This is a genomic window from Bradyrhizobium centrolobii (assembly GCF_001641635.1).
Classification (GTDB): Bacteria; Pseudomonadota; Alphaproteobacteria; order Rhizobiales; family Xanthobacteraceae; genus Bradyrhizobium; species Bradyrhizobium centrolobii.
On the sequence record NZ_LUUB01000041.1, the window covers coordinates 1 to 23,252 of the forward strand.

Below are 23,252 nucleotides of genomic sequence, written 5' to 3' on the forward strand. Positions count from 1 at the left end.
CGGTAGGGTAGGCGTGGAACACCTCCGCGGAGGATGTCCCTACGCCTCCCCCCAAACCGTGCGGGCACCTTTGCGATGCACACGGCTTTCCATATGCGTATACTCTCGATTGGAAACGGCCACCCGGCACGACGGGCACAGGACGATCGTCTTGCGCCGCCAGCCGGACCGTTTCCAGACTATCAGCGACCCACTCTGCAGGTCTCGAACGCGGCGGAGGTGATGCATCTCGAATGGTCCTGTCGCGCCGCCACATGCTTCGCATCGGCGAGCATGCAGCCGGTCGATTAGGTCATTCGAGTTTATGACCCACCACGCGCCTCTTGTGAGATCGTCAATTCCTTGACTTATCCAAAAGGTTCGCGTGAGGTGCTTCAGTCTCCACAGTTTGATCGTGCGAAGCTTGCCTCGGACTACAGAGGACACCTCGTAATCCGACCCTTTCCACAGACGGGCCATGATTTGTGCCCTCGTCGTTCGATGGCGCAACGCCAGCGTCTTGATGAGGCTGCGGAACACAACGAGCTCCAGCACTCCCAAGGCACGTTTGTTGTCATCGGCAAACGAGTAATAGTTGGCAAAACCACGGAACTCCGAGTTATAGGCGAGCACGGTCGCGGTGTCGCTGGTGACCAAGAACTGCTCACGAGCACGGCCGGTCTTCCTGGCGAGGTCGCCATACCCATGCCGTTTGCAGAACTCGGTTATCCGCTTGCGTGGCACACGCAGACTGATGTTGCCGGTAGTCGGCCGACGCGTAACGCGCCATGTCCGTGCTGCCGGTCCCTTGCGGTTGGACTTTCGTCCACCCCCGTAGGACGTGTACGCCGCGATGCGGTAGCCGAGGAAGGTCACTCCCTTTGAAGCGGCCTGAATCCCACTCTTCTCAGGCGAGATCGCGAGCTTCAGCGTCTCTGTCAAGAATCGCTCAACAGAGGCCATGGTCTCACGAGCCTCCTCCTTGCTGCCGATGATGCCGATCAGGAAGTCGTCGGCGTATCGACAGTAGCGGAGCCTTTTGAAATTGGGATCCATGGGATCGACGGAAGGTAGTTTCCGTCTCTCCTTATTGATGGCTTTGATCTCTGCCAATGCGGCATTGATCTCGGCCAGCTCCGCGCCGTTGGCGCGCAGCCGCTCAATCTTCCGGCGGAGGCCCAGGACGCGCCTTTGCAACGCCGCATAGGGCGGGAATGCGCGTCGGTCGCGGCCTCTATCGAATCCCGCCCTCATTGTCTGCATGTGCTGATCCAGCTCGTGCAGATAGATGTTGGCGAGCAAGGGCGATACGACTCCGCCCTGTGGTGTACCGCTGTATGTGCGTCCATAGACCCAATCTTCCATGTAACCCGCTTTCAGCATTCCTTCGATCAGACCGATGAATCTGTCATCATCGATCCGCTTCTTGAGAAGCCTGAGCAGGACGTCATGGTCGATGTTGTCAAAGAACCCACGCACATCCACTTCGATCAGCCACTTGCAACCCGTCCAAGTCTTCTTGACGAGATTTAAAGCGGTGTGACAGGACCGCCTCGGGCGGAACCCATGCGACTCACCGAGGAACACAGGTTCATAGATTGCTTCGAGGATGGTCCTGACCGCCTCCTGAACGAGTCGGTCTTCCACCGTGGGAATTCCCAGCGGTCGTGTCTTGCCGTTGCCCTTCGGGATATAAACCCGTCGGACAGGTCGGAAGCGATATGTGCCCTCTGCCACGCGACGGGCGAGGTCGGCGAGCTTCGCCAGCGACATGCCGTCGAAGGTCTTGCCGTCAACACCAGGCGTCAAGGCTCCCTTATTTTGGGAGACCTTTTCGTAGGCCCGCTCAAAGAGAAATGGAGATCTCATCAGGCGGTGAAGGCCATTGATCCGCTTGCCCGACCGCGACAAGGTCGGAAGTGATTCAATTCTCCTCTGGATGGTAGCGGCCTGCATCAGCAGAACCTCTCCGTCGAAGAATCTCTTCTACGCATACTGCAAATGCCGTTTTTAGCGGCATCGTCCTTCCCCCGATCGGAGGCGCTTTCGATCCGGTCACCCGGCCTTATACGCATGATCGTCCGCCTTGCGGCGGCTGTCCCGGCCGTTACGCCAGGCATTTGGGTACTACGACGGCTCCGTCGCCATACAGGCTCGCGAACGAACCTGCTGCAGGCGATCCCGTAGTTGCGTGTGTGGGGAGTTGCGGTGTGTTTAGGTGTCCCATTTGCTTCCTTGACCCTCCGATGGAGGTCGTCCCACGCGGACTGGTGGCAGATCGCACTGGCCGGTGCGTTTTGCCCCGCGTGGCGTAGCGTGTCAGCCGCGTTCGCTACCGCCAACCCTTTAGCGACTGGAAACTGGGATTCAGGCAATACAGCTTTCACCGTGCACACCTTACTCTGTGCTCTCCACCGGGCTGCGGCGCCCGATTTCGAGACGTTTCCCGACATGCTCTGGTCCCGTTCCTCTTTCGAGGTCTCAGTCGTTTCCGACACCGGTAAGTCGGGCAAGTAAGAGCCAAACCAGTAGGCTCCATTCTTTCGAACACTCCCTTCTTCTTCACGCCACAACGGCGCACGCCCTTCGGGTAACGATCGCTATCGCAAACGCTCGCTTCGCTCGCAAACGGTTCGGGGCTTCGCAAGTCAACTGCCAAGTCGCGGCGGCTCTTTCGCAATGAATCGGCCACCAGCCGACGTGTTCGGGCAGGCGCTATTGGAGGATCCACCGCAATGGGCCGAACTGCATGTTGTCGCAAATCGCCGCGAGTACCGAGAGTCTCTTGGCTTGGAAGTTGGGCCCTGGGAACCAGCGAACCAGCGACCGAGGAGGGCAAGATAAAGCGAACTGGCGTTCGCAAATTCGCCGACCTTCAGCGATCGAGAAACCTTTGTCTGCACATTGGTTTTTAGCAACGCGACGACTGGCGCTCAAACGACGTTTAGGTGAGGGCGGCTGGCGCCGTTCAAACTTTTCGAACAATCTCAACGCGCCAAGAGATGGCGCTCGCGGAGTTCGATTTGAAGATTTCCGCATTTTATTCGATCTCGTGCGCCTCACTACGATTTTATGCGATCGACCCGTCGTGGCTCTTGCGCGAGGCGCAAGCGATGAGGATCGTCAGTTCATGGCGCAAGATCAAGGCGACGATTTTCATGTGCGGCCTGGACGCGTTGGTAGCCGCGGGGCCCGGATCAATCCACGCGGCAACCTCCGGTCACAGCCGTTTCTGAAGCAGGTACAGGTGGCCGTCAGGAAGGCTGGCGGTGACCCGAACAGGATTGGCCGCGAACCTGGTCCCAGTGGCGGGCGGCAGAGAGGGCTAAGCGGGCGGTTCAATGCGCGGGGACGCGGCGCAAAAGTTGTCCCTTTGTTTCTTCGTGAGGGGCACGATGGTGGTTGGCAGCAGGACTCAAGCGGTCGTTTCCGATCACGTCGCGTCGCCGTCAAGGCGAGGATCATCAAGCTCAATCCCCAGGGGCTGAAGCACAAGCCGCATGGGACTGAGAGGGCCAAGGCGGCGAGCAAGGCGATTGATGCTCATCTCCGCTACCTCGAACGCGATGGGGTCAATCGGGACGGGCAGAGAGGGAAGGCCTATTCGGCCGTTGAGAACGAAGCCGATGGCAAAGCCTTTGTCGAGCGGGGTCGAGACGATAGGCATCAGTTCCGTTTTATTGTGGCGCCCGAAGACTCCAATGAAATGGCCGATCTGAGAAGCTTCACGCGAGACCTGATGCGCCAGGTCGAAAAGGACCTGGAGACGCGCCTCGACTGGATCGCGATCAATCACTACAACACCGGCCATCCCCATACCCACATCATTGTCCGCGGAGTCCTCGATGGAGGCGGTGTCCTCAATATCGCCGGAGATTATATCGCCCACGGCATTCGTCATCGCGCTTCCGAACTGGTGACGCTGGAGCTCGGACACCAGAGCGAGCTCGAACTTCAGGCCAAGTTGGAGACGGAGGTTGAGGCGGAACGGTGGACCCGGCTCGACAAGCTGCTGGCGGCCGAGCAGAGGGAAAGGGGGATAATTGACCTACGACCGGGAGAAGGGACGACCTACGCATTTCGTGAGAACCGCGGGGTCATGATCGGACGGGTGAAGTTCCTGGAACGTTATGGCTTATCGAGCCAGGTTGAGACGGGGCAATGGGTGATCTCAGATCGTGCCGAGGAGACCTTGAAGGAGCTCTCCGATCGAAACGATATCATCAAGACCATGCATCGGGCGCTCGCAAGCCACGGACTGGAAGAAGAGCGCGGGATCGAACAGTACGTCCGCCATGGTGTTCGGCCGGGCGAGAAGATCGCAGGTCGAATCCTCGCCAAGGGGTTGGCCGGCGATGAAATGGACGAGCGGGTCTATTTGGTGATCGACGGGGTCGACGGCCGTGTCCATCACGTTGAATTCCCCGACGGCTCGCATCTGAAGGATATTGGACGGGACGCGATTGTGGAGGTGGTTCCGGCCACCTCCGGACCGCGAACCGCTGATCGCAATATCGCGCTCAACAGCGGCGAGAACGATGGAATTTACCGGCCGAGCCGGCACTTGCAACGGATCCGCCAGCAGTTCGAACGAGAACTCAAGGATCCTGAGTCGTTTGTCCGCTCGCATGTCCGCAGGTTGGAGGCCTTGCGTCGCGCGGGACACGTCGAACGGATCAACGACGACCATTGGAAAATCCCCGGAGATATCCTTGAACGTGGCCAGGCCTACGATCGCACGAGAGGCGGTGATGGGCCGAGGATTAAGATCCTTTCGTCGGAAAAGCTCGAGCGGCAAATTGCAACGGAGGGCGCCACATGGCTCGATCGTGAGCTGACGGCTCGCGAGCCTCAGGCTATCGCTGATAGTGGCTTCGGCCGAGACGTCAAAAGTGCTCTTCAGCGCCGCGCCGAGCGCCTCGTTGAAATGGGCTATGCCACCGTCAGAGAGGGCACCGTCCGAATTCCGCCCCATACCGTCGCAAATCTGGAGCAACGGGAGGTGGATCGCGTCGGTCGCGAAATGGCTTCCGAGCGAGGCTTGACCTTCACGTCCAGTAAAACGGGCGAATATGTCAGTGGCCGCCTCACCGGTGTTGCCTCTCTTGCCAGCGGACGTTTTGCCATGATCGAAGATGGATTGGGTTTCCGGCTTGTGCCTTGGCAACCCATTCTCGAAAACCGCATCGGCCAATTCATGGGCGGCATTCAGCGAGACAGCGGCGGCATCGATTGGGACTTCGGAAGGAAACGTGGGTTGGGACTGTAAATCCCGTTTGAAAAAAGCGAGCGGTCTAACGGATCATAGCCGTCAACGATGAGATCGTCTCGCTCCCAGAACTTGACTGCCCTGTTTGACGCCTAATCGCTGATCGCCCGCGAACGCTTGTCCGATTTCTACGCCAGGACCACATGTTCTACCACCGCAAGCGAATCCGTCTTGCGGCGTGCCGAGGACTCCGCAACCTGCGCGTATGTCCTCGACCAGAATCCTTTGGGGTCAAATTTGCGCTGCTCTCGGCATCGTGCTCGTCACAATGTGGGCGGCAACGCAATGGGTTGCCTGGAAGCTGGGATTTCAGCCGCAGTTAGGGGCGCCCTGGTTTGTACTGATTGGTGGGTTGCCCGTTTATTATCCACCGGCCTTCTTTTGGTGGTGGCTGGTCTACGACGCCTACGCACCGAGGATATTCATGCAGGGCGCCTGCATCGCAGCGTCGGGCGGCATGCTTTCGATGATCGTCGCCTTTGCCATGTCGATTTGGCGGGCGCGCGAGGCGAGGACGGCCGCGACCTACGGCTCGGCGCGTTGGGCTACAGCATCTGAGGTCCGGGCTGCGCAGCTGTTGGGCCCCGACGGCGTAGTGCTCGGCAGATTCGGGCGCCAATACCTTCGCCACAATGGACCGGAGCATGTGCTTTGCTTTGCGCCGACGCGGTCTGGCAAGGGCGTTGGCCTCGTCGTTCCGACCCTTCTGTCGTGGCCCGGCAGTTGTATTGTTCACGATATCAAAGGTGAAAATTGGAAGCTGACCTCGGGTTTCCGTGCGCTCCATAGCCGCGTATTGCTTTTCGATCCGACCAACCCGAGATCTGCCGCTTATAATCCGCTGCTAGAGGTTCGTCGCGGGGAGTGGGAGGTGCGAGACGTCCAGAACATCGCGGACGTGCTCGTCGATCCCGAGGGCGCCTTGGAGAAGCGCAATCACTGGGAGAAGACCAGCCATTCCCTGCTGGTAGGCGCTATCCTTCATGTGCTTTACGCGGAAGAGAATAAGACCCTCGCCGGGGTCGCAAATTTCCTGTCCGACCCCAAGCGGAAAATCGACGCCACATTAGACGCCATGATGACGACGGCGCATCTTGGTAATTCCGGCCCACATCCAGTTATTGCGTCAGCGGCGCGTGAGCTCCTGAACAAGAGCGAGAACGAGCGCTCCGGCGTATTGTCGACGGCAATGTCGTTTCTTGGTCTCTATCGCGATCCAGTCATCGCGCAGGTCACGCGACAGAGTGATTGGCGGATCAGTGACCTTGTCGAGGGCAGGCAACCGGCCTCATTGTATCTGGTCGTGCCGCCATCCGACATCAGCCGGACCAAGCCGCTGATACGCCTGATCCTCAACCAGATCGGGCGGCGCTTAACGGAAGATCTCGATGCCCAAAAGCACCGGCATCGGCTGCTATTGATGCTGGACGAGTTTCCCGCCCTGGGGAGGCTCGATTTCTTCGAATCGGCGCTGGCGTTTATGGCGGGATATGGCCTGAAGAGCTTCCTGATCGCCCAATCCCTTAACCAGATCGAAAAGGCCTACGGTCCGAATAACTCGATCCTCGATAATTGCCACGTCCGCGTTTGCTTCGCGACCAATGACGAACGGACCGCCAGGCGGGTTTCGGATGCGCTCGGAATGGCGACAGAACTTCGCGCCATGAAAAACTACGCCGGTCACAGGCTTAGCCCGTGGTTGGGGCACCTGATGGTGTCAAGACAGGAAACCGCCCGACCTTTGCTTACCTCAGGCGAAGTCATGCAATTGCCACCCGACGACGAATTGGTCCTGATTTCCGGTTGCTCGCCGATCCGGGCGAAGAAGGCGCGGTATTTCGAGGATGAGCGTTTCCGCGAACGCGTGATACTGCCTGCCAAACTTGGCGGCATCGCAGGAGCCGGCGATCGGCGAAACGACTGGAGCGGCCTCGATCCGACTCCGGCGAACGTCAAAGAAGTCGGCACAACGAACGGACTCCGGAACGGCAAATCAGCTGATGATCACGCCAACAGCGGTATTCGGCGGGAACCAGAGCTGCTTCAGCATGAAGAGGTCATACCGGAGCCCGCTCCGGCAAGGCCGGAGTTCCAGTTCGCCGACGACGAACCGGATGACGAGGTCCAGCGTGCAACAACCTTGAGAAGGCAGGCAGCTAACATTGCACGCCAGGCCGCGATGGATCCCGACGACGGTCTGGGCCTCTCTTGAGCGATGCGGACCAAGCATACATTTCGCCTGCCGCCCGAGCTTGCGAGACAACTTGCCGACTATGCCGGTCGTAAGCGCTTGCATCAGGCATTCGTCGTCGAAACGGCGCTTACCTCTTTTCTGTCGCCGGATAATTCCGAAAGAATGGAGGCGGCACTCGGGAAACGGCTGGACCGGCTCACGCGCCAGGTCGAGCGCCTTGAACGTCATGTCACGATCTCCAATGAGGCGCTCGCCCTATTCGTGCGATTCTGGTTGACTGCGACGTCACCTGTACCTGACGCCGCGCTCCCCGGCGCGCAGGCCAAAGGCCGAGAACGCTACGAGGGGTTTGTCGAGGCTCTGGGAAAAAGGCTGGCCAAGGGCCAGAGTCTCGCAAAAGAGATATCGTTGGACGCCGAGCCGCAAGGCAAATAATCGAGCGAGGAAGCTTCGGCGCGATAGCGCTCGCCAATCCTCCATTTTGCCACGCTTGACTACGTCCAGCATCGTTAGCCGTTCGAAAACAAAGCCGGCTGGGCTTTTTTCGCAAGAACGCTGATCCGCTCGGCATCTCTCTATCGGATCGAAGGCTCTCAATAAGTTGGCGCCGAATTTGAGGAAGGCGCGCCATAGAGTTTCGCGCGTCGTCCATGCGTTTGCCGTTACGCCAAGACTGAGTCCTGACAGCGCGACTCCGCATCTTCTTTCTTTTTCTACGCCAGCGTAGGGCAGGCAGATTTGTGCTGTTGAAGCTATGCTCAGCCTGTTCTTTCTGTAATTCCCGTCAGCTTGGTTCACCTCATCAATCGTGTCGCGACGCAGCGGTCTCGATCGTGGGGTCTTGGGGGACTATCAGAAAATGCAACAGGTAGCCGAGGCGCAAGCCGATCGCCTTGAAGTTCGACCGTCGCGCGGGCGAAAAACCTCGGAGCGTCGCAAAGTAACGGTTCGGCTGAGTGAGGGTGTCTGCGGTCGGCTCGATGTTGCAAGCGACCGACCAGGTGCCGGCAAGAGCATGCTTGTTGAAGCTGCTCTTGAGCATTTTTTGAACCCCACGCCATCCGTCGAAGCTTTGCTGCGCGAGCGTCTCGACGGCATACACGCCCGATTCGACCACCTCGAACGCGACATGCGGATAATCGCCGAAACCGTCGCGCTGCACGCTCGCTATCATCTCACCGTTGTCCCGCCGCTTCCGGAGTCACGACAACGCGAAGCAGTTGTTCTCGGCGACGAACGCTTCAAGGTCTTGGCTGAGCAAGTCGATCGACGTGTTCGTCTCGGTCAGCCTCTCATGCAGGAGACCATCAATCGCCTAAACTCCGCGGAACAGGAAGGACCAGGGCCGGCGACGGGCGAGGAATCGGGGTATAATTCGCAGCGAGCCCGCAAGAACCCCAATGCTGCCTCTGGAGGCGTCGACCTCGAGCAGACACCGCCCGCGTCAGCCAAGGCGGCGCGCGGCAATCCGACCTTTCCGAAGGTGACGAGCCGGGCCAACGCGGCCCCCGATGACGAGTTAAACCCGCGCGTCACACAAGAACCCGATCCAACATCAGCAACAGCGAGGTTGGAAGCCGCGCGCGAGACGCCATTGCCAAAATGGCGACTGATCCTCTCGGTCTTCCTTCCCTTTGCTGCTGGCTATTATCTCTCTTTCCTGTTTCGAACTATCAATGCCTCGATTTCGCCATTTCTGGCATCCGATTTTGGGCTCGGTGCGGCCGAAACGGGGTTGCTTGCGTCGGTCTATTTCCTTGTCTTTGCCGGCGCCCAGATCCCTATCGGCGTCCTACTTGATCGATACGGACCACGGCGAGTCCAGAGCGTCTTGCTGGTGATTGCGGTCGGCGGGACCTCACTGTTCGGTAATGCTGATAGTTTTGCTGAGCTTCTCGTCGGCCGCGCCATGATTGGGTTAGGTGTTGCCGCTTCATTGATGGCCGGGCTTAAAGCGATTGTCATGTGGTTTCCGAGAAATCGAGTGGCCTTCGTCAATGGCGGCATGATCATGTTGGGCTCGCTGGGAGCCGTCACGGCTACGGCGCCGACAGATTGGTTGCTGACTTGGTGCGGCTGGCGGAGCCTGTTCGAACTCCTGACCATCGCGACGCTAGCGGTCGCAGGCCTGATCTATTTTGCCGTGCCTGAATCCAACGAGGGTCCCAAACGCTCTGTTCCGTCTGGCAAATCGCTTACACTGCGCTCCATCTTTTCGGATCCGCGTTTTCTGAGAATTGCCCCTCTCTCCGCAACCTGCATCGGATCGTCCTGGGCGATGCATTCGTTGTGGGCTGCATCCTGGCTCGCTGACGTCGAAGGTTTCGACCGACAAGGCGTGATCAATCAGCTCTTCACGATGGCCATTGGAATCAGCCTAGGCGCATTGCTACTGGGAACGCTCGCGGATCGTCTGCGCAAACGCGGTATTTCGACTGAAGCTCTATTGGCAGTGTGTGGCGCACTATTCATGTTGGCCGAACTCGCCCTGATTATGCGCGTGCCACTGCCATCGATCTTGCCCTGGTCCATTGTATCAGTGGTGGGAGCAGCTACCGTACTGAGCTATGCGATCATCGCGGACTACTTTCCCGTAGAAATCGCTGCTCGTGCCAATGGCGCTCTGAACCTACTGCATTTCGGCTGGGCATTCGCGGTTCAATACGGGATCGGACTGATCGTCAACCAATGGGCGCCGCAAGACGGACATTATCCGTTAGACGCCTATCAGACTGCATTTGGCTTCAGTCTCGCGCTTCAGTTCGCTGCTCTGTCGTGGTTCGCAGTACCTTGGCTCCGGAGCTTTGTCAGATTCATCTTTGTTCCAGCGGATGGCCGGGCAGTGCTCGCGCCTGCCGTGGTCGCCGAGGAATCTGTCCTTGAGCCCTCTCAAGGAATCGAATGGTAGAACAGGCGCAAAACCTGCAATCTCAACTTCTGTTTATTGTCCGGAGACGTTGGCCCAAACGCTGAATGCGGCAAATGTTTCCCTTCAGGACCTCTGCGCGACCTTTGACCGGGCGTGGTACGTCCACTTGAACCTGAATCATCACCATTTGTCGCCTTCTCGATGAAGTTGGAGACAACCAACGAACCTCCTCCTTGAAGTTGAGGAAGCAAAGCGAGTTCTGTTGCTTGTAGCCCATTGTGGCTTTTCGTCCCGACGATGCCAGAGGTCCGGCTGCGCCGAGCTACGCCTGCGTGGACGTGTGTTGTGCGAGGCGCATTGGGGCTTTCCGTCCCATCCGACACGCGGACATCGGAGCAAGTCAAGCTCATGACGCCACGCTGCGTGGTTGTTTGCTCAAGCAACAGACGCTAACCCATGGGGGGAAGTGGTTCACGTGGTTCACATGCCGCGGTCCGTGCGACGGAATCGCTGCGCCACGGTAGATCCCAATCTTTCTTTTCGTACGCCACGCTGCGAACAAGGTCAGCCACTTGTTGCGCGAAGCCGTTTTCTGCCTTTTCTAATCATCCCCATCCGAGGCCACCTGAAGTGTGCCTCGGCTCTTGGGGGACGGTGGTGGCAGTCCATTCCTTTCAGTCGGAAGCGATCTCGCGTGGCGCGCGCATGCTGCGCACGGCATTTGGTCCCGCGATTGCGCACTTTCTTGAAGATCCGGCCGTCATTGAGGTGATGCTTAACCCCGATGGCCGGCTGTGGATCGACCGGCTATCGAGCGGCTTGGCAGACACCGGAGAGGTCGTCTCTGCTCCCGACGGGGAGCGCATCGTTCGGTTGGTAGCCCATCACGTCGGCGCTGAGGTTCATGCAGGCAACCCGCGCGTATCAGCCGAGTTGCCCGAGACGGGGGAGCGTTTCGAGGGTCTGTTGCCGCCAGTCGTAACGGCTCCGGCGTTTGCTATCCGCAAGCCCGCCGTCGCCGTGTTCACGCTGGACGACTATGTCGCCAAAGGGATCATGACCTCCGGCCAGGCCGGCGCGTTAAAGGAAGCCGTTGCAGCGCGCCACAACATCCTTGTTGCCGGCGGCACTTCGAGCGGCAAGACGACGCTGACCAATGCGCTGCTGGCCGAGGTTGCCAAGACCTCCGATCGGGTGGTCCTTATCGAGGACACGCGTGAGCTTCAGTGCCAGGCGCCGAATCTCGTGGCGCTGCGCACGAAGGACGGCGTGATCTCGCTGTCGGATTTGGTGCGTTCATCGCTGCGTCTTCGACCCGATCGCATTCCGGTCGGAGAGGTCCGTGGGGCGGAGGCTCTCGACCTGCTCAAGGCCTGGGGCACAGGTCATCCCGGCGGCATCGGCACCATTCACGCGGGCAGCGCGCTTGGAGCCTTGCGCCGGCTCGAGCAACTGATCCAGGAAGCCGTCGTCGCCGTCCCGCGTGCCCTGATTGTGGAGACCATCAACGTCATCGCGGTCCTTTCCGGTCGCGGCGCCGATCGCCGCCTGGCCGAACTCGCCAGCGTCACAGGCCTTGGGCCTTCCGGTGACTACAGCCTCACCACAATAGGGGACAAAACATGAGTGCTATTTCGTCGTTAGAGCGAAGGATCGTTTCGACCGAGGTATTCGTCGCCGCCTGTCTTGCCGCCAGTCCGGCGTTCGCCGCCGGCTCCAATATGCCATGGGAGCAACCGCTCAACCAGATCCTGCAATCGGTTGAAGGGCCGGTCGCCAAGATCATCGCGGTCATCATCATCATCGTCACCGGACTGTCGCTCGCCTTTGGCGACACGTCGGGTGGCTTCCGCAGGTTGATCCAGATCGTATTTGGGCTGTCCATCGCGTTCGCCGCGTCGAGTTTCTTCCTGTCGTTCTTCTCGTTTGGCGGCGGGGCGGTGATCTGATGGATTCGCAGATCCCAGGCTTTGAGGCGCCCGTCCATCGCGCTCTTACTGAGCCAATCCTCATGGGCGGCGCGCCACGCTCCATCGCGATCCTCAACGGTACGCTCGCCGCTGCTCTCGGTATCGGCCTTCGTCTCTGGCTCGCAGGCCTACTGCTTTGGTTTGTCGGCCACATGGCGGCCATTTGGGCGGCCAAACGCGACCCTGACTTCGTCGAAGTCGTTCGCCGACACCTTCGTATTCCCGGCCATCTCAACACCTGAGGTCTTCCATGATGAATCTCGCCGAATACCGCCGTTCCAATACGCGCCTTGCGGATTTCTTGCCGTGGGCAGCCCTTGTCGATGAGGGGATCGTACTCAACAAGGACGGGTCGTTTCAGCGGACGGCAAAATTTCGGGGACCGGACCTCGACAGCGCCGTGCCGGCCGAACTCGTTGCCGTTGCGGGCCGTCTCAACAACGCGCTGCGCCGGCTTGAATCCGGGTGGGCGATCTTTGTCGAGGCGCAACGTCATTCGGCAGGAACTTATCCATCCGACACGTTCCCCGACGTGGCTTCCTCTCTGGTCGATGCTGAACGAAAAGCGCAGTTCGAGGAGGCCGGTACTCACTACGAGTCGAGCTATTTTCTGACCTTTCTCTATCTGCCGCCCGCCGAAGGGACGGCGAAAGCCGAACGGCTGCTCTACGAGGGGAGCAACCGCACCGTCGATGCTGATGCGCGCGAGATTCTGCGTGGATTTGCCGATCGCACCAGCCGCGTGTTGCAACTCGTCGAAGGGTTTATGCCGGAATGCGCCTGGCTCGACGATGAAGAGACCCTCACTTACCTGCATTCGACGGTCTCGACCAAGCGGCACCGGGTCAGGGTTCCCGAAATCCCCATGTACCTCGACGCGCTGCTCGCCGACCAACCACTGACCGGTGGTCTCGAGCCGATGCTCGGATCGGCACATCTGCGAGTTCTGACGGTCGTCGGGTTTCCGACCGCGACGACGCCCGGGATTCTCGATGATCTAAATCGCCTTCCGTTCGCTTACCGCTGGTCGACCCGCGCGATCATGCTCGACAAGACCGATGCAACAAAGCTCCTGACCAGGATCAGGCGGCAATGGTTCGCCAAGCGGAAATCGGTGGCTGCGATCCTGAAGGAGGTGATGACCAACGAGGCGTCTGCGCTGCTCGACACCGATGCCCACAACAAGGCTATGGACGCCGACGCAGCGCTGCAGGAGCTAGGTTCGGACCAGATTGGTGAAGCTTTCGTTACGGCAACCATCCCGGTCTGGGATGGCGATCCTGCCACTGCTGACGAGAAGCTCCGCCTTGTGGAAAAGGTCATTCAAGGGCGTGACTTCACCTGCATGGTCGAGACGGTCAATGCGGTCGAGGCCTGGCTCGGCAGCATTCCGGGACATGTCTACGCCAACGTCCGCCAGCCGCCGATCTCGACTTTAAACCTGGCGCACATGATCCCGCTGTCCGCGGTATGGGCCGGGGAGGCGAGGGACCATCATTTCAAGGCCCCGCCCTTGTTTCTGGCTAAGACAGAAGGATCGACCCCATTTCGCTTCTCACTGCACGTCGGCGATGTCGGCCATACATTGGTGGTCGGACCGACGGGCGCCGGAAAATCGGTGCTACTGGCGCTGATGGCGCTCCAGTTCCGCCGCTATCCGAACGCCCAGATCTTCGCCTTTGACTTTGGTTGCTCCGTACGCGCCGCCACCATCGCCATGGGTGGCGATTGGCATGACATCGGCGGTGTACTCTCGGGCGAATCGACGGAATTCGTGGAGCTTCAGCCGCTCGCCGCAATCGATGATACATCCGAGCGTGCGTGGGCGGCCGACTGGATCGGCGCGATCCTTGGCCGCGAGAGAATCGAAGTCACGCCGGAAGCACGGGAGCATCTTTGGTCGGCATTGACCTCGTTGGCCTCCGCGCCAATTCCGGAACGAACCTTGACGGGTCTTTGTGCGCTTCTTCAGTCGAATGTGCTCAAGCGCGCACTCCAGCCCTACTGCCTCGGTGGGCCGTACGGCCGACTTCTTGATGCAGAGTTCGAGCGTCTTGGCGAAGGCTCCGTTCAGGTGTTTGAGACCGATGGATTGATTGGCACAGCGGTTGCGCCAGCCGTCCTTTCCTATCTGTTCCATCGCATTGAGGGGCGGTTTGACGGCCGGCCAACCCTGCTCGTCATTGATGAAGGGTGGCTGGCGCTTGATGACCGGGAATTTGCTGGTCAACTGCGGGAGTGGCTGAAGACGCTTCGCAAGAAGAACGCCTCGGTCATTTTCGCCACCCAATCGCTCGCGGATATCGACGGTTCGGCGATCGCGCCGGCGATCATCGAGAGCTGTCCGACGCGAATTCTGCTCCCAAACGACCGCGCCATCGAACCACAGATCATGGCGATTTACCGACGCTTTGGGTTGAATGACCGCCAAATCGAGATCCTCGCTCGCGCCACCCCGAAGCGCGACTACTACTGCCAGTCACGTCGCGGCAATCGACTATTCGAGCTCGGCCTTGGCGAGGTCGCGCTCGCCTTTACGGCCACTTCCTCAAAGGCCGACCAGCTCTTGATCGAACAGGTCCTTACCGATCATGGCCGCAACGGCTTCGTGTCCGGCTGGCTGAAGGCTCGCGACATCGGCTGGGCGACCGATCTCATTCCACATCTGCCTGAGTTGGAGGCACCCAAATGAACCGCCTCTGTCGTCTCGCCTCTGCCAGCCTGATCGCGATCACCATTGCCGTCGGCGTTAAGCATGCGTCGGCGCAGTTGATCGTGTTCGATCCTAATAACTACGCGCAGAACGTCCTGACCGCAGCTCGCGCCCTGCAGCAGATCAACAACCAGATTGTCTCTCTGCAAAATCAGGCACAGATGCTGATCAATCAAGCAAGGAATTTGGCGACGTTGCCATTCTCGTCGCTGCTGCAATTGGAGCAGTCGATCCTGCGGACCCAACAGCTTCTAGCACAGGCCCACCGCATCGCCTACGACATCCAGCAGATCGACAGAGCATTCTCGACGACCTACGCGCCCGCATCATCCAGTGTCTCCGACCAGGCGTTGATCGCAAATGCTCAATCGCGTTGGCAGAACGCGATGTCGGGTTTCCAGGACGCCATGCGAACACAGGCCACGGTCGTCGGCAACCTCGATACCAACCGTACGCAGATGTCCGCGCTTGTCACCTCCAGCCAAGGCGCGACCGGTGCCTTGCAGGCAAGTCAGGCCGGCAATCAGCTCCTGGCGCTGGCTGCACAGCAACTCGCGGATCTCACCGCCGTCGTCGCTGCCCACGGGCGCGCGCAAAACCTGGAGTCCGCGCAGCATGCGGCAGCCCAGGACCAGAGCAGGGAGCAATTGCGCCGCTTCCTGGCGCCAGGCGCCGGCTACCAACCCACAACCGTGCAGATGTTTCACTGATGAACATGCAGAAGCTCAGCCACATTCCGTACCTAATGGCCTTAGCGCTTGTCGCGCTCGCCATCGCAGCCTGCACCATCCCGCTTCGCGGTGGCGAGCAGCAGGCAAAGATAGCGGAGCCCAGCAGCACGTCCTCTGATCCCCTGGCAGCAAAGCTCGCGGAGTGCCGCTCTGTGACCTATGAGCAGAAGGACGCTCTCACCGAGTGCCGGAAGGCTTGGGCGGAGAAACGTCGCCAATTCCTCGGACAGGACGCTCGGCCCCTCTCCGATAGTCGGATGCCCCAGGCAGGATCATCGTTGTTTGTAGCGCCGAAGGACGAGAGCCGCCTGCCATCTGGCTTCCCTTCGATTCAACAGAACGGGAAGGAGTGAATTATGGGCGGCACTGGGATTATTGACCAGTTCCTGGAGACATTCACCCGTTACATCGATTCCGGTTTCGGGCTGCTCGGAGGTGAGGTCGGATACCTTGCCAGCACACTGGCCGCAATCGATGTCACATTGGCGGGCCTGTTCTGGGCCTGGGGAGCCGACGAGGACATTCTGGCCCGCCTCGTCAGGAAGACGCTTTTTGTTGGGGTCTTCGCATTTCTCATCAGCAACTGGAATAGCCTGGCCCGCATCATCTTCGAGAGCTTTGCTGGCTTGGGTCTGAAAGCCTCTGGCACTGGTCTAACTTCGGCAGACTTCCTTAGACCCGGGAAGATCGCCCAGGTCGGGCTCGATGCCGGACGACCGCTCCTCGAGTCGATTTGGAGCATGATGGGCTATGTCGGCATTGTCGAGAATTTTGCGCAGATCGCCATTTTGCTGTTTGCCTGGATCGTGGTGCTGCTGGCCTTCTTTATTCTGGCCATTCAACTCTTCATCACCCTGATCGAGTTCAAGCTGACGACCCTCGCCGGCTTCGTGCTGATCCCATTCGGTCTGTTCGGCAAGACCGCCTTTGCCGCCGAACGCCTGCTGGGCAACGTCATCTCCTCCGGCATCAAAGTGCTGGTGCTGGCCGTCATCGTCGGCATCGGGTCCACATTGTTTGCACAATTTACGGCAGGTTTTGGCGGCAACCAACCCACCATCGATCAAGCCATGGCGCTTGTGTTGGGAGCGCTTTCCCTTCTCGGCCTCGGTATCTTTGGACCGGGAATCGCCAACGGTATCGTCTCCGGCGGACCGCAACTCGGCGGGGGTGCTGCGGTTGGGACTGGTCTTGCCGCGGGCGGCGCTGTTGTTGCAGGCGCAGGTCTCGCAGCCGGTGGCGCTGGCCTCGCGGGTGGTGCGCTCTTGGGCGGAGCCCGAGGAGCGGCCACGGTCGCGAGTGGAGCAACAAGTGCTTATCGTGCTGGTGGCTTGAGTGGCGTCGCCAGCGCGGGCGGTTCAGCCATCGTCAGCCCGTTGCGCCGCATGGCGGCCAGAGTTTCAGGCGGTTCACCACCAGCGGAGGCGGCTCCGGCATGGGCGCGTCGCATGAAGCGCGCACAGAGCGTCAACCAGGGTGTGTCCGCCGCTACCCAAGCCGTCCGCAGTGGTGATGGTGCAGGTAGCGGATCCTCGATCGATCTGTCCGAGGGAGGGCACTGATGTTCAAACGACCCTCCGAGCATTACGGCCGTACGCCGGAAGCCGTGACGCCCTACCAGAGAGCAGCGCAGGTCTGGGACGAGCGCATTGGCTCGGCTCGTGTCCAGGCCCGGAACTGGCGGCTGATAGCGTTCGGATCCCTATTGTTGTCGGGCGGGCTTGCCGCGGCTCTCGTTTGGCAGTCTATCCAAGGCACGATCACACCCTGGGTCGTGGAGGTGGACCATCTCGGTCAGGCCCAGGCCGTCGCGCCAGCGAGTCCCTTCTATCAGCCGGCCGATCCGCAAATCGCGTTCCACCTCGCGCGCTTCATCGAAGATGTGCGAGGTCTGCCGAGCGACGCCATCGTGCTGCGGCAGGATTGGCTCCGGGCCTACGACTTCGTAACCGATCGTGGCGCCGCGGCTCTGAATGACTACGCGCGCACCAACGACCCCTTTGCCAAGCTGGGCAATAATCAGGTAGCGGTCGAGATCTCCAGCGTCATACGCGCCTCGCCGAATAGCTTTCGAGTCGCTTGGACCGAACGCCGTTACGACAACGGTCAGCTTGCTGCGACCGAGCGCTGGACGGCGATCATCTCCATCGTCATCGAAATCCCACGTGATGCTGACCGGCTGCGCAAAAATCCGCTTGGTATTTACGTCAACTCCATCAACTGGTCGAAGGAGCTCGGCTAGTGAGAAACCTTGCACTCTGGTCGCCTACATCAAGCTTCAATCGCAAGCCTGTGCATCTCGCCCTTCTGCTGACGGTCGCCCTTTCCGGCTGCACAACCTTCAAGCCACCACAGATCAGTTATGATGACGATGTGCCGCCGTCCCCCGATCTACCGATGCCGTTGGATGAGCACGCGAAACCCTTGAATGTCCCTCCAACGTGGATGCCGGCCCGTGGCGGCAACAAGGGTGAAGCGGAAGCCAAGGATCCCAGCGATCGCATCGAGATTGCCAACGAGGTCGCGCGCGTCCAGCCGCGGCGCGCGGGATATTTCAATGCCGTCCAGGTTTTTCCCTTTAGTCCCGGCGCGCTTTACCAGATCTATACGTCGCCAGGGCAAGTCACGGATATCGCGCTTGAACCGGGCGAGCAACTGACCGGCTCCGGACCGTTAGCTGCCGGCGACACCGTTCGCTGGATTGTGGGCGACACCGAGAGCGGCAACGGCGACACCAGGCGCGTCCACATCATGGTGAAACCGACACGACCTGCCATCGAAACCAACCTCGTCATCAATACCGATCGGCGGACCTACCTGATCGAACTTCGCTCCCGTGAAAAGCTCTATATGCCGTCGGTCGCCTGGTTCTACCCCGAAGACCGAAGTGGTCGCTCGAAAGCTCTGCCTCTAACACCGTTCATCCCGGAGATGAGTGAGCGCCGCTACCGCTACGTCATCGAGGGCGACAAGCCGCCCTGGCGGCCGGTGAATGCCTATGACGACGGCCGCAAAGTCTATATCGAGTTCTCGCCCGGCATCGGTCAGGGCGAAATGCCGCCGCTGTTCGTCCTCGGCCAGGACGGCAAGCCCGAGCTTGTCAATTATCGCGTCTATAGGAATGTCTTGATTGCCGACCGTCTGTTCGCCGCGGCCGAACTGCGCCTCGGCGGAGAGAAACAGCAGAAGGTGCGGATCATCAGAAACGACGGGAGGCCATCGTGAATGACAATGGCTCAGACCCCAATGCAGGTCCGGTATCACGAGGACCGTCATCGCACGAGAAGGGCACACAGGCCTTGCATCTAGGAGCCGAACGTCCGCGGATTACACGGCTCTCGAGGAAAGTCCTTGCAGGCGGTACTGCACTGGCGTTGCTGCTCATCGCCGGAGCGGTGCTATGGGCGCTCAGGAGCAATCAACCGCACAATCCATCTCCGGATGAACTCTACAGCACGGATCATCATACTATTGCAGATGGCCTGATGACGTTGCCGCGGGACTACGCAGGGATTGCCCACGACATCCCACAGATCGGACAGCCACTCCCAGGCGGACTGGCGCGCCCCATCTCTTCGACTGAAGGCCAACCTGCGCCGATCGGTCTGGATGCCGAACAACAGCGTGCCAACCAGGAGACCGAGGCAGCACGAACCAGCAAAGTATTTGCGCCCACAACGGCGCCGGTTGCCCAACCAAAGTCGTCAAAGGAAACGTCAACCAACGCGACCTCATCTTCGGATGAAACTTTCACGCAGAACGGGCAGGACCGCAAACTACTGTTCGTCAATAGTCCCGTCGGCCCGCGCACCGTGGCGCCCGACAGAATTTCACGTCTCGCATCACCCTTTGTCATCCAGGCGGGAACGATCATTCCAGCGGCCCTGATCACGGGCGTTCGCTCCGACCTTCCGGGACAAATCACCGCGCAGGTCACCGAGACGGTGTACGATACGCCTTCTGGCCGTATCCGCTTAATCCCGCAGGGCGCGCGGCTCATAGGCGTCTACGATGCCCAAATTTCGTTCGGCCAATCGCGCGTGCTGTTGGTATGGACGCGTCTGATTATGCCGAACGGTCGCTCGATCGTGCTGGAACGGCAACAGGGAGCTGACGCGGGTGGTTATTCCGGTCTCGAGGATGAGGTCGACAATCACTGGACCGAGTTGTTCAAGGCGGCGCTGCTGTCCACCATCCTTGGCGTCGGAGCGGAGCTTGGCTCAGGTTCAGATACCGGTAGCAACACGGACATTATTCAGGCTCTCCGCCTCAGCGCGTCCAATTCGCTGAACCAGACCGGACAACAGGTTGTTCGAAGGAATCTCAATATCCAACCTACGCTGACAATCAGGCCAGGGTTTCCAGTGAGCGTGATCGTTAATCGAGATCTGGTGCTCGAGCCCTATCGGGGGTGACCGTACATGACCAAACTGAAGATAGGCGCAATCGAGGAAGATAAGTGGATCACAATGACCATAAAATTGCCAGCTGCGGTTCACCGGGATCTGATAGCGTACGCAGAAGCCTTGAAAGGAGACCGCAGTCAAGCAATTGATCCGAAGTCGCTTGTTGCGCCAATGCTGGCGCGATTTATGGCGACCGACAGAGCATTCAGAAGAGCGCGAAGACAAATTCAAAATGACGATGGGTAGCGCCGTTTGAGCAGGTTCAAGAAGTTCGCCAGGGCGGGATTCTCGTTATCTTCTAGCCAGTTTATAGAAAGCCCAATTCGGGCCGGACCGCCGCCATCCCGAATTTCTCTATGGACGACGCCGTCAGAGTTCGTGCCGAGGGACGCCTCCAGTGTGAGCCCGATTCCCAGGTGCGCCGCGACCAAACTCTTTATGCTTTCTCGGCTCACATCGTGCCATACGATCCGCGGCCGGTCTTCGGGTGAAACGAGTTTCGCGTTGAGGCACTCCTGAATGACTGGCCCGGGATCGCGGCGGCCCAATAAGAGCACTTCGCCGGCGAGGTCTGTCCACGACACTGTCTGGTTTTCGGTCAATCTGTGGTTTTCAGGCAAGACAACCAGAATGCGCTCGCTCCAAAGCGGCATTGATTTTGACCCGAGGAGGGCTCGTTCGCCGGTCACGATTGCGGCGTCTATGGCTCGGTTGCGCAGAGCGGTCGTAAGGCGGTTCCTCGAACGCTCGATCATTTCGATTTCGATCTGCGGAAATTGCTGCGTGTACTCAACAAGGACGGCGCGAAGATTGCCGGCGCTAAGCGACGTATAGAAGCCAATAGAAATTCGGCCTAATTCACCACGTCCAGTCATCTGCGCAGATGTTACGATACTGTCGACCTGCTCCAGGATGCTTCTTGCGAGGCGCAGGAAACTCTGACCGAATTTTGTTGCTCGCACGCCGCCGCTATATCGATCGAAGATCGCAGTGCCGATCGCATGCTCAAGTTGATGAATACAGCGGCTCAATGTCGTTTGTTGAATCATCAAGGTTTCTGCGGCGCTTCGAAAACTACCGTGATCGGCAGCAGCAACTGCGTAACGCAAATGTTGAAAACTTACAGCGATATTTCTTCCTGAGCTGATCAGGTTGCGCATTGGGCCGCGTGTCATCTCTTGCTCGTGTTGCTTAGCTCAAAAGAGCTGCTTTCTGATGAGGCGATTGGAGAGGACTCGATTTAGTAAGGTAGTGGTGCTACCGGCGAGTGCGTTTCTAAGATCGAAAACAGTGCAGGCGGTTGCTAAAGCTGCGCGACCTCGTTGTATCTTCTGAAACGGGACCCTCGACATGGAGGACAGGCAATGGGCGCGTGGATCCGTAGCTGCGATAGATTTTGACAATGCCAGGAGGCCGTAATTCTGGAGTCTGCCTAGAGTTGGTGGAAATTGACCGAGATGCACAAATTGGGTCGGTCGATGAAACCTTCGCACCTGCGACTCGCCGACGACGAGCGTTCGGCGCGCAATTGACTGTAGTACTTGAGTCGTTTGACGATGAGCGGCTGCTGAGGGGATGTACACGTCACTGCCACCAACTAAAGCACAGAGGCTCTCGCTATTTCGAGAGCCTTTTCGGCGGCAACGTCCGCGCCGAAAAAATGCCGAGGCGCGAGGCCTCGGCAGTTAGGGAGGAAACCCATTTGGGATCCGGCATCACGCCCTTCCTATAGCCGAAACCTATTTGCTTGACAAATATTGAATTGACTAATTTTTGGATTTTTGTTTGGTGGGTCTCGCCGAATGAGGAGTTCAAGATGACCAATACCTCGCAGAGCGAGAAAGACCTCTACGATCTTGGCGAAAAACCACCTCTTGGAGTGGTGCCAAAGAGCATGCATGCATTTGCGATTCGTCAGTCCCGATACGGAGAGCCCAATCAGTCACTGCGCCGAGAGGTGATCAACACGCCGCAGATCGGAGCGGATGAAGTTCTCGTTTACGTCATGGCGACCGGTATCAACTACAACAACGTCTGGGCCGCGTTGGGCTTTCCTATTGACGTCATTGCCGAGCGGCAGAAGTCATTGAGCCACGTAGAGGACTTCCACGTCGGCGGTTCGGATTGCTCAGGGATTGTCTGGGCCGTCGGGCAGAACGTGAAGAACGTCAAGCCGGGAGATGAGGTCGTTGTTCATTCCGGCTGGTGGCCGTCCGACGATCCGTGGGTTATTTCCGGAAACGACCCAATGCTGGCAGAAACTGCCCGGGTGTGGGGCTATCAGACTAATTATGGCAGCTTTGGTCAATTCTCTGTCGCGAAAGCACACCAATGCCTGCCGCGCCCGAAACATCTAACCTGGGAGGCTTCAGGTTGCTACCTGCTTTGCGCATCCACCGCTTATAGAATGCTTATGGGTTGGGCCCCTCACACCGTGGAAAAAGGAGACGTTGTCCTTGTTTGGGGGGCCGCAGGCGGTCTCGGTTCGATGGCAATTCAAATCTGCCGCGTCAAAGGGGCGAAGCCCGTTGCCGTGATCTCAGGCGAGGAGAAACGTGAGTTCTGCCTCAAGCTCGGCGCAGTCGGTGTTATCGACAGAACGAAGTTCGACCACTGGGGCCAACTGCCGGACACGAACGACGCCGATGCCTATGGTCGGTGGCTAAAGGGAGCTCGTGCCTTCGGCAAGGCGATTTGGGATGCGGCTGGTAGCCGAACGAGCCCGCGTATTGTCTTCGAACATCCCGCCGAAACGACCCTGCCAACCTCAAATTTCGTCTGTTCGACAGGTGGAATGGTGGTCATTTGCGCCGGGACAACTGGCTACAACGCCACACTCGATGTGCGTTACCATTGGATGCGGCAAAAGCGCTTCCAGGGTTCCCATGTCTGCAACACCGAGCAGGCCAAGGATGTCAACGATCTCGTTCGCGCTCGCGAGATCGACCCATGTCTATCTCGAACCTTCTCTTTCGATGAAATCGGTGTTGCGCACCAGCTAATGCGTGAGAACAAACATCCATTTGGCAATATGGCCTGTCTAGTGAATGCTACAGCGCCCGGCCATGGCGCGACTGCCTGACGGAGGCCCCCCGCGGACGATCGTCCTTGGCATATCGCG

At 59.1% G+C, this 23,252-nt stretch carries 19 protein-coding genes; 16 read left to right on the plus strand and 3 right to left on the minus strand.

What is annotated here, in order from left to right:
• Positions 1 to 39: 39 nt before the first annotated feature.
• Positions 40 to 1,935 carry a group II intron reverse transcriptase/maturase gene (gene ltrA / locus AYJ54_RS11030; RefSeq protein WP_063696148.1) on the minus strand — a complete coding sequence of 632 codons (1,896 nt, stop codon included), beginning with the start codon at positions 1,933 to 1,935 and terminating at the stop codon, positions 40 to 42.
• A 937-nt stretch (positions 1,936 to 2,872) separates the two neighbouring features.
• On the opposite strand from ltrA, the gene AYJ54_RS11035 reads away from it, so the two are divergent.
• The 3 genes from AYJ54_RS11035 to AYJ54_RS11045 all read left to right on the plus strand — a co-directional run bounded on the left by AYJ54_RS11035 (position 2,873) and on the right by AYJ54_RS11045 (position 7,877).
• A complete protein-coding gene (locus tag AYJ54_RS11035; RefSeq protein WP_245328988.1) occupies positions 2,873 to 5,248 on the plus strand; it encodes a DUF3363 domain-containing protein in 2,376 nt (791 codons plus the stop codon).
• Between the two features lie 205 nt (positions 5,249 to 5,453).
• Entirely contained in the window at positions 5,454 to 7,460 is a 2,007-nt protein-coding gene (locus AYJ54_RS11040; protein ID WP_063698954.1) for a conjugal transfer protein TraG, read from the plus strand.
• A 3-nt stretch (positions 7,461 to 7,463) separates the two neighbouring features.
• Entirely contained in the window at positions 7,464 to 7,877 is a 414-nt protein-coding gene (locus AYJ54_RS11045; RefSeq protein ID WP_063698955.1) for a hypothetical protein, read from the plus strand.
• 367 nt (positions 7,878 to 8,244) lie between these two features.
• On the opposite strand, the gene AYJ54_RS11050 is transcribed toward AYJ54_RS11045, so the two are convergent.
• Positions 8,245 to 8,604, minus strand: a complete 360-nt coding sequence (locus AYJ54_RS11050; protein WP_136623612.1) for a hypothetical protein — start codon at positions 8,602 to 8,604, stop codon at positions 8,245 to 8,247.
• Between AYJ54_RS11050 and AYJ54_RS11055 the strand changes: the two genes are divergently transcribed.
• The 12 genes from AYJ54_RS11055 (at position 8,572) to AYJ54_RS47060 (ending at position 20,377) form a co-directional block, all read left to right on the plus strand.
• Positions 8,572 to 10,350 (plus strand): MFS transporter, encoded by a 1,779-nt coding sequence (locus AYJ54_RS11055; RefSeq protein ID WP_347337210.1) that lies wholly within the window; start codon positions 8,572 to 8,574, stop codon positions 10,348 to 10,350. The two genes, AYJ54_RS11050 and AYJ54_RS11055, sit on opposite strands and share 33 nt — an antisense overlap.
• Positions 10,351 to 11,016: 666 nt before the next feature.
• Positions 11,017 to 11,937, plus strand: a complete 921-nt coding sequence (gene trbB, locus AYJ54_RS11060) for a P-type conjugative transfer ATPase TrbB (protein WP_063698957.1) — start codon at positions 11,017 to 11,019, stop codon at positions 11,935 to 11,937.
• A complete protein-coding gene (locus AYJ54_RS11065; RefSeq protein WP_082905608.1) occupies positions 11,934 to 12,260 on the plus strand; it encodes a TrbC/VirB2 family type IV secretion system protein in 327 nt (108 codons plus the stop codon). The genes trbB and AYJ54_RS11065 overlap by 4 nt, the downstream gene beginning before the upstream one ends.
• Positions 12,260 to 12,523 carry a VirB3 family type IV secretion system protein gene (locus AYJ54_RS11070; protein ID WP_063698958.1) on the plus strand — a complete coding sequence of 88 codons (264 nt, stop codon included), beginning with the start codon at positions 12,260 to 12,262 and terminating at the stop codon, positions 12,521 to 12,523. The genes AYJ54_RS11065 and AYJ54_RS11070 overlap by 1 nt, the downstream gene beginning before the upstream one ends.
• Positions 12,524 to 12,531: 8 nt before the next feature.
• Positions 12,532 to 14,973, plus strand: a complete 2,442-nt coding sequence (gene trbE, locus AYJ54_RS11075; RefSeq protein ID WP_063698959.1) for a conjugal transfer protein TrbE — start codon at positions 12,532 to 12,534, stop codon at positions 14,971 to 14,973.
• Positions 14,970 to 15,704 (plus strand): P-type conjugative transfer protein TrbJ, encoded by a 735-nt coding sequence (gene trbJ / locus AYJ54_RS11080; RefSeq protein ID WP_063698960.1) that lies wholly within the window; start codon positions 14,970 to 14,972, stop codon positions 15,702 to 15,704. The genes trbE and trbJ overlap by 4 nt, the downstream gene beginning before the upstream one ends.
• Positions 15,704 to 16,078 carry a putative entry exclusion protein TrbK-alt gene (gene trbK-alt / locus AYJ54_RS11085; RefSeq protein ID WP_063698961.1) on the plus strand — a complete coding sequence of 125 codons (375 nt, stop codon included), beginning with the start codon at positions 15,704 to 15,706 and terminating at the stop codon, positions 16,076 to 16,078. The genes trbJ and trbK-alt overlap by 1 nt, the downstream gene beginning before the upstream one ends.
• Positions 16,079 to 16,081: 3 nt before the next feature.
• Complete coding sequence (gene trbL, locus AYJ54_RS11090; RefSeq protein ID WP_063698962.1) at positions 16,082 to 17,287, plus strand: P-type conjugative transfer protein TrbL; 1,206 nt, start codon at positions 16,082 to 16,084, stop codon at positions 17,285 to 17,287.
• Positions 17,287 to 17,967 carry a conjugal transfer protein TrbF gene (gene trbF / locus AYJ54_RS11095; protein WP_063698963.1) on the plus strand — a complete coding sequence of 227 codons (681 nt, stop codon included), beginning with the start codon at positions 17,287 to 17,289 and terminating at the stop codon, positions 17,965 to 17,967. Before trbL ends, trbF begins: the two co-directional genes overlap by 1 nt.
• A complete protein-coding gene (gene trbG, locus AYJ54_RS11100; RefSeq protein WP_063698964.1) occupies positions 17,967 to 18,950 on the plus strand; it encodes a P-type conjugative transfer protein TrbG in 984 nt (327 codons plus the stop codon). The genes trbF and trbG overlap by 1 nt, the downstream gene beginning before the upstream one ends.
• Complete coding sequence (locus AYJ54_RS11105; RefSeq protein ID WP_063698965.1) at positions 18,947 to 20,140, plus strand: TraB/TrbI/VirB10 family type IV secretion system protein; 1,194 nt, start codon at positions 18,947 to 18,949, stop codon at positions 20,138 to 20,140. The genes trbG and AYJ54_RS11105 overlap by 4 nt, the downstream gene beginning before the upstream one ends.
• 6 nt (positions 20,141 to 20,146) lie before the next feature.
• Complete coding sequence (locus AYJ54_RS47060; RefSeq protein WP_082905609.1) at positions 20,147 to 20,377, plus strand: DUF2274 domain-containing protein; 231 nt, start codon at positions 20,147 to 20,149, stop codon at positions 20,375 to 20,377.
• Here AYJ54_RS47060 and AYJ54_RS11110 read toward each other — a convergent pair.
• Entirely contained in the window at positions 20,359 to 21,291 is a 933-nt protein-coding gene (locus AYJ54_RS11110; protein WP_082905610.1) for a LysR family transcriptional regulator, read from the minus strand. The genes AYJ54_RS47060 and AYJ54_RS11110 overlap by 19 nt on opposite strands.
• Before the next feature lie 656 nt (positions 21,292 to 21,947).
• Between AYJ54_RS11110 and ccrA the strand changes: the two genes are divergently transcribed.
• Entirely contained in the window at positions 21,948 to 23,213 is a 1,266-nt protein-coding gene (gene ccrA / locus AYJ54_RS11115; protein ID WP_063699002.1) for a crotonyl-CoA carboxylase/reductase, read from the plus strand.
• The last annotated feature ends 39 nt before the right edge of the window (positions 23,214 to 23,252 follow it).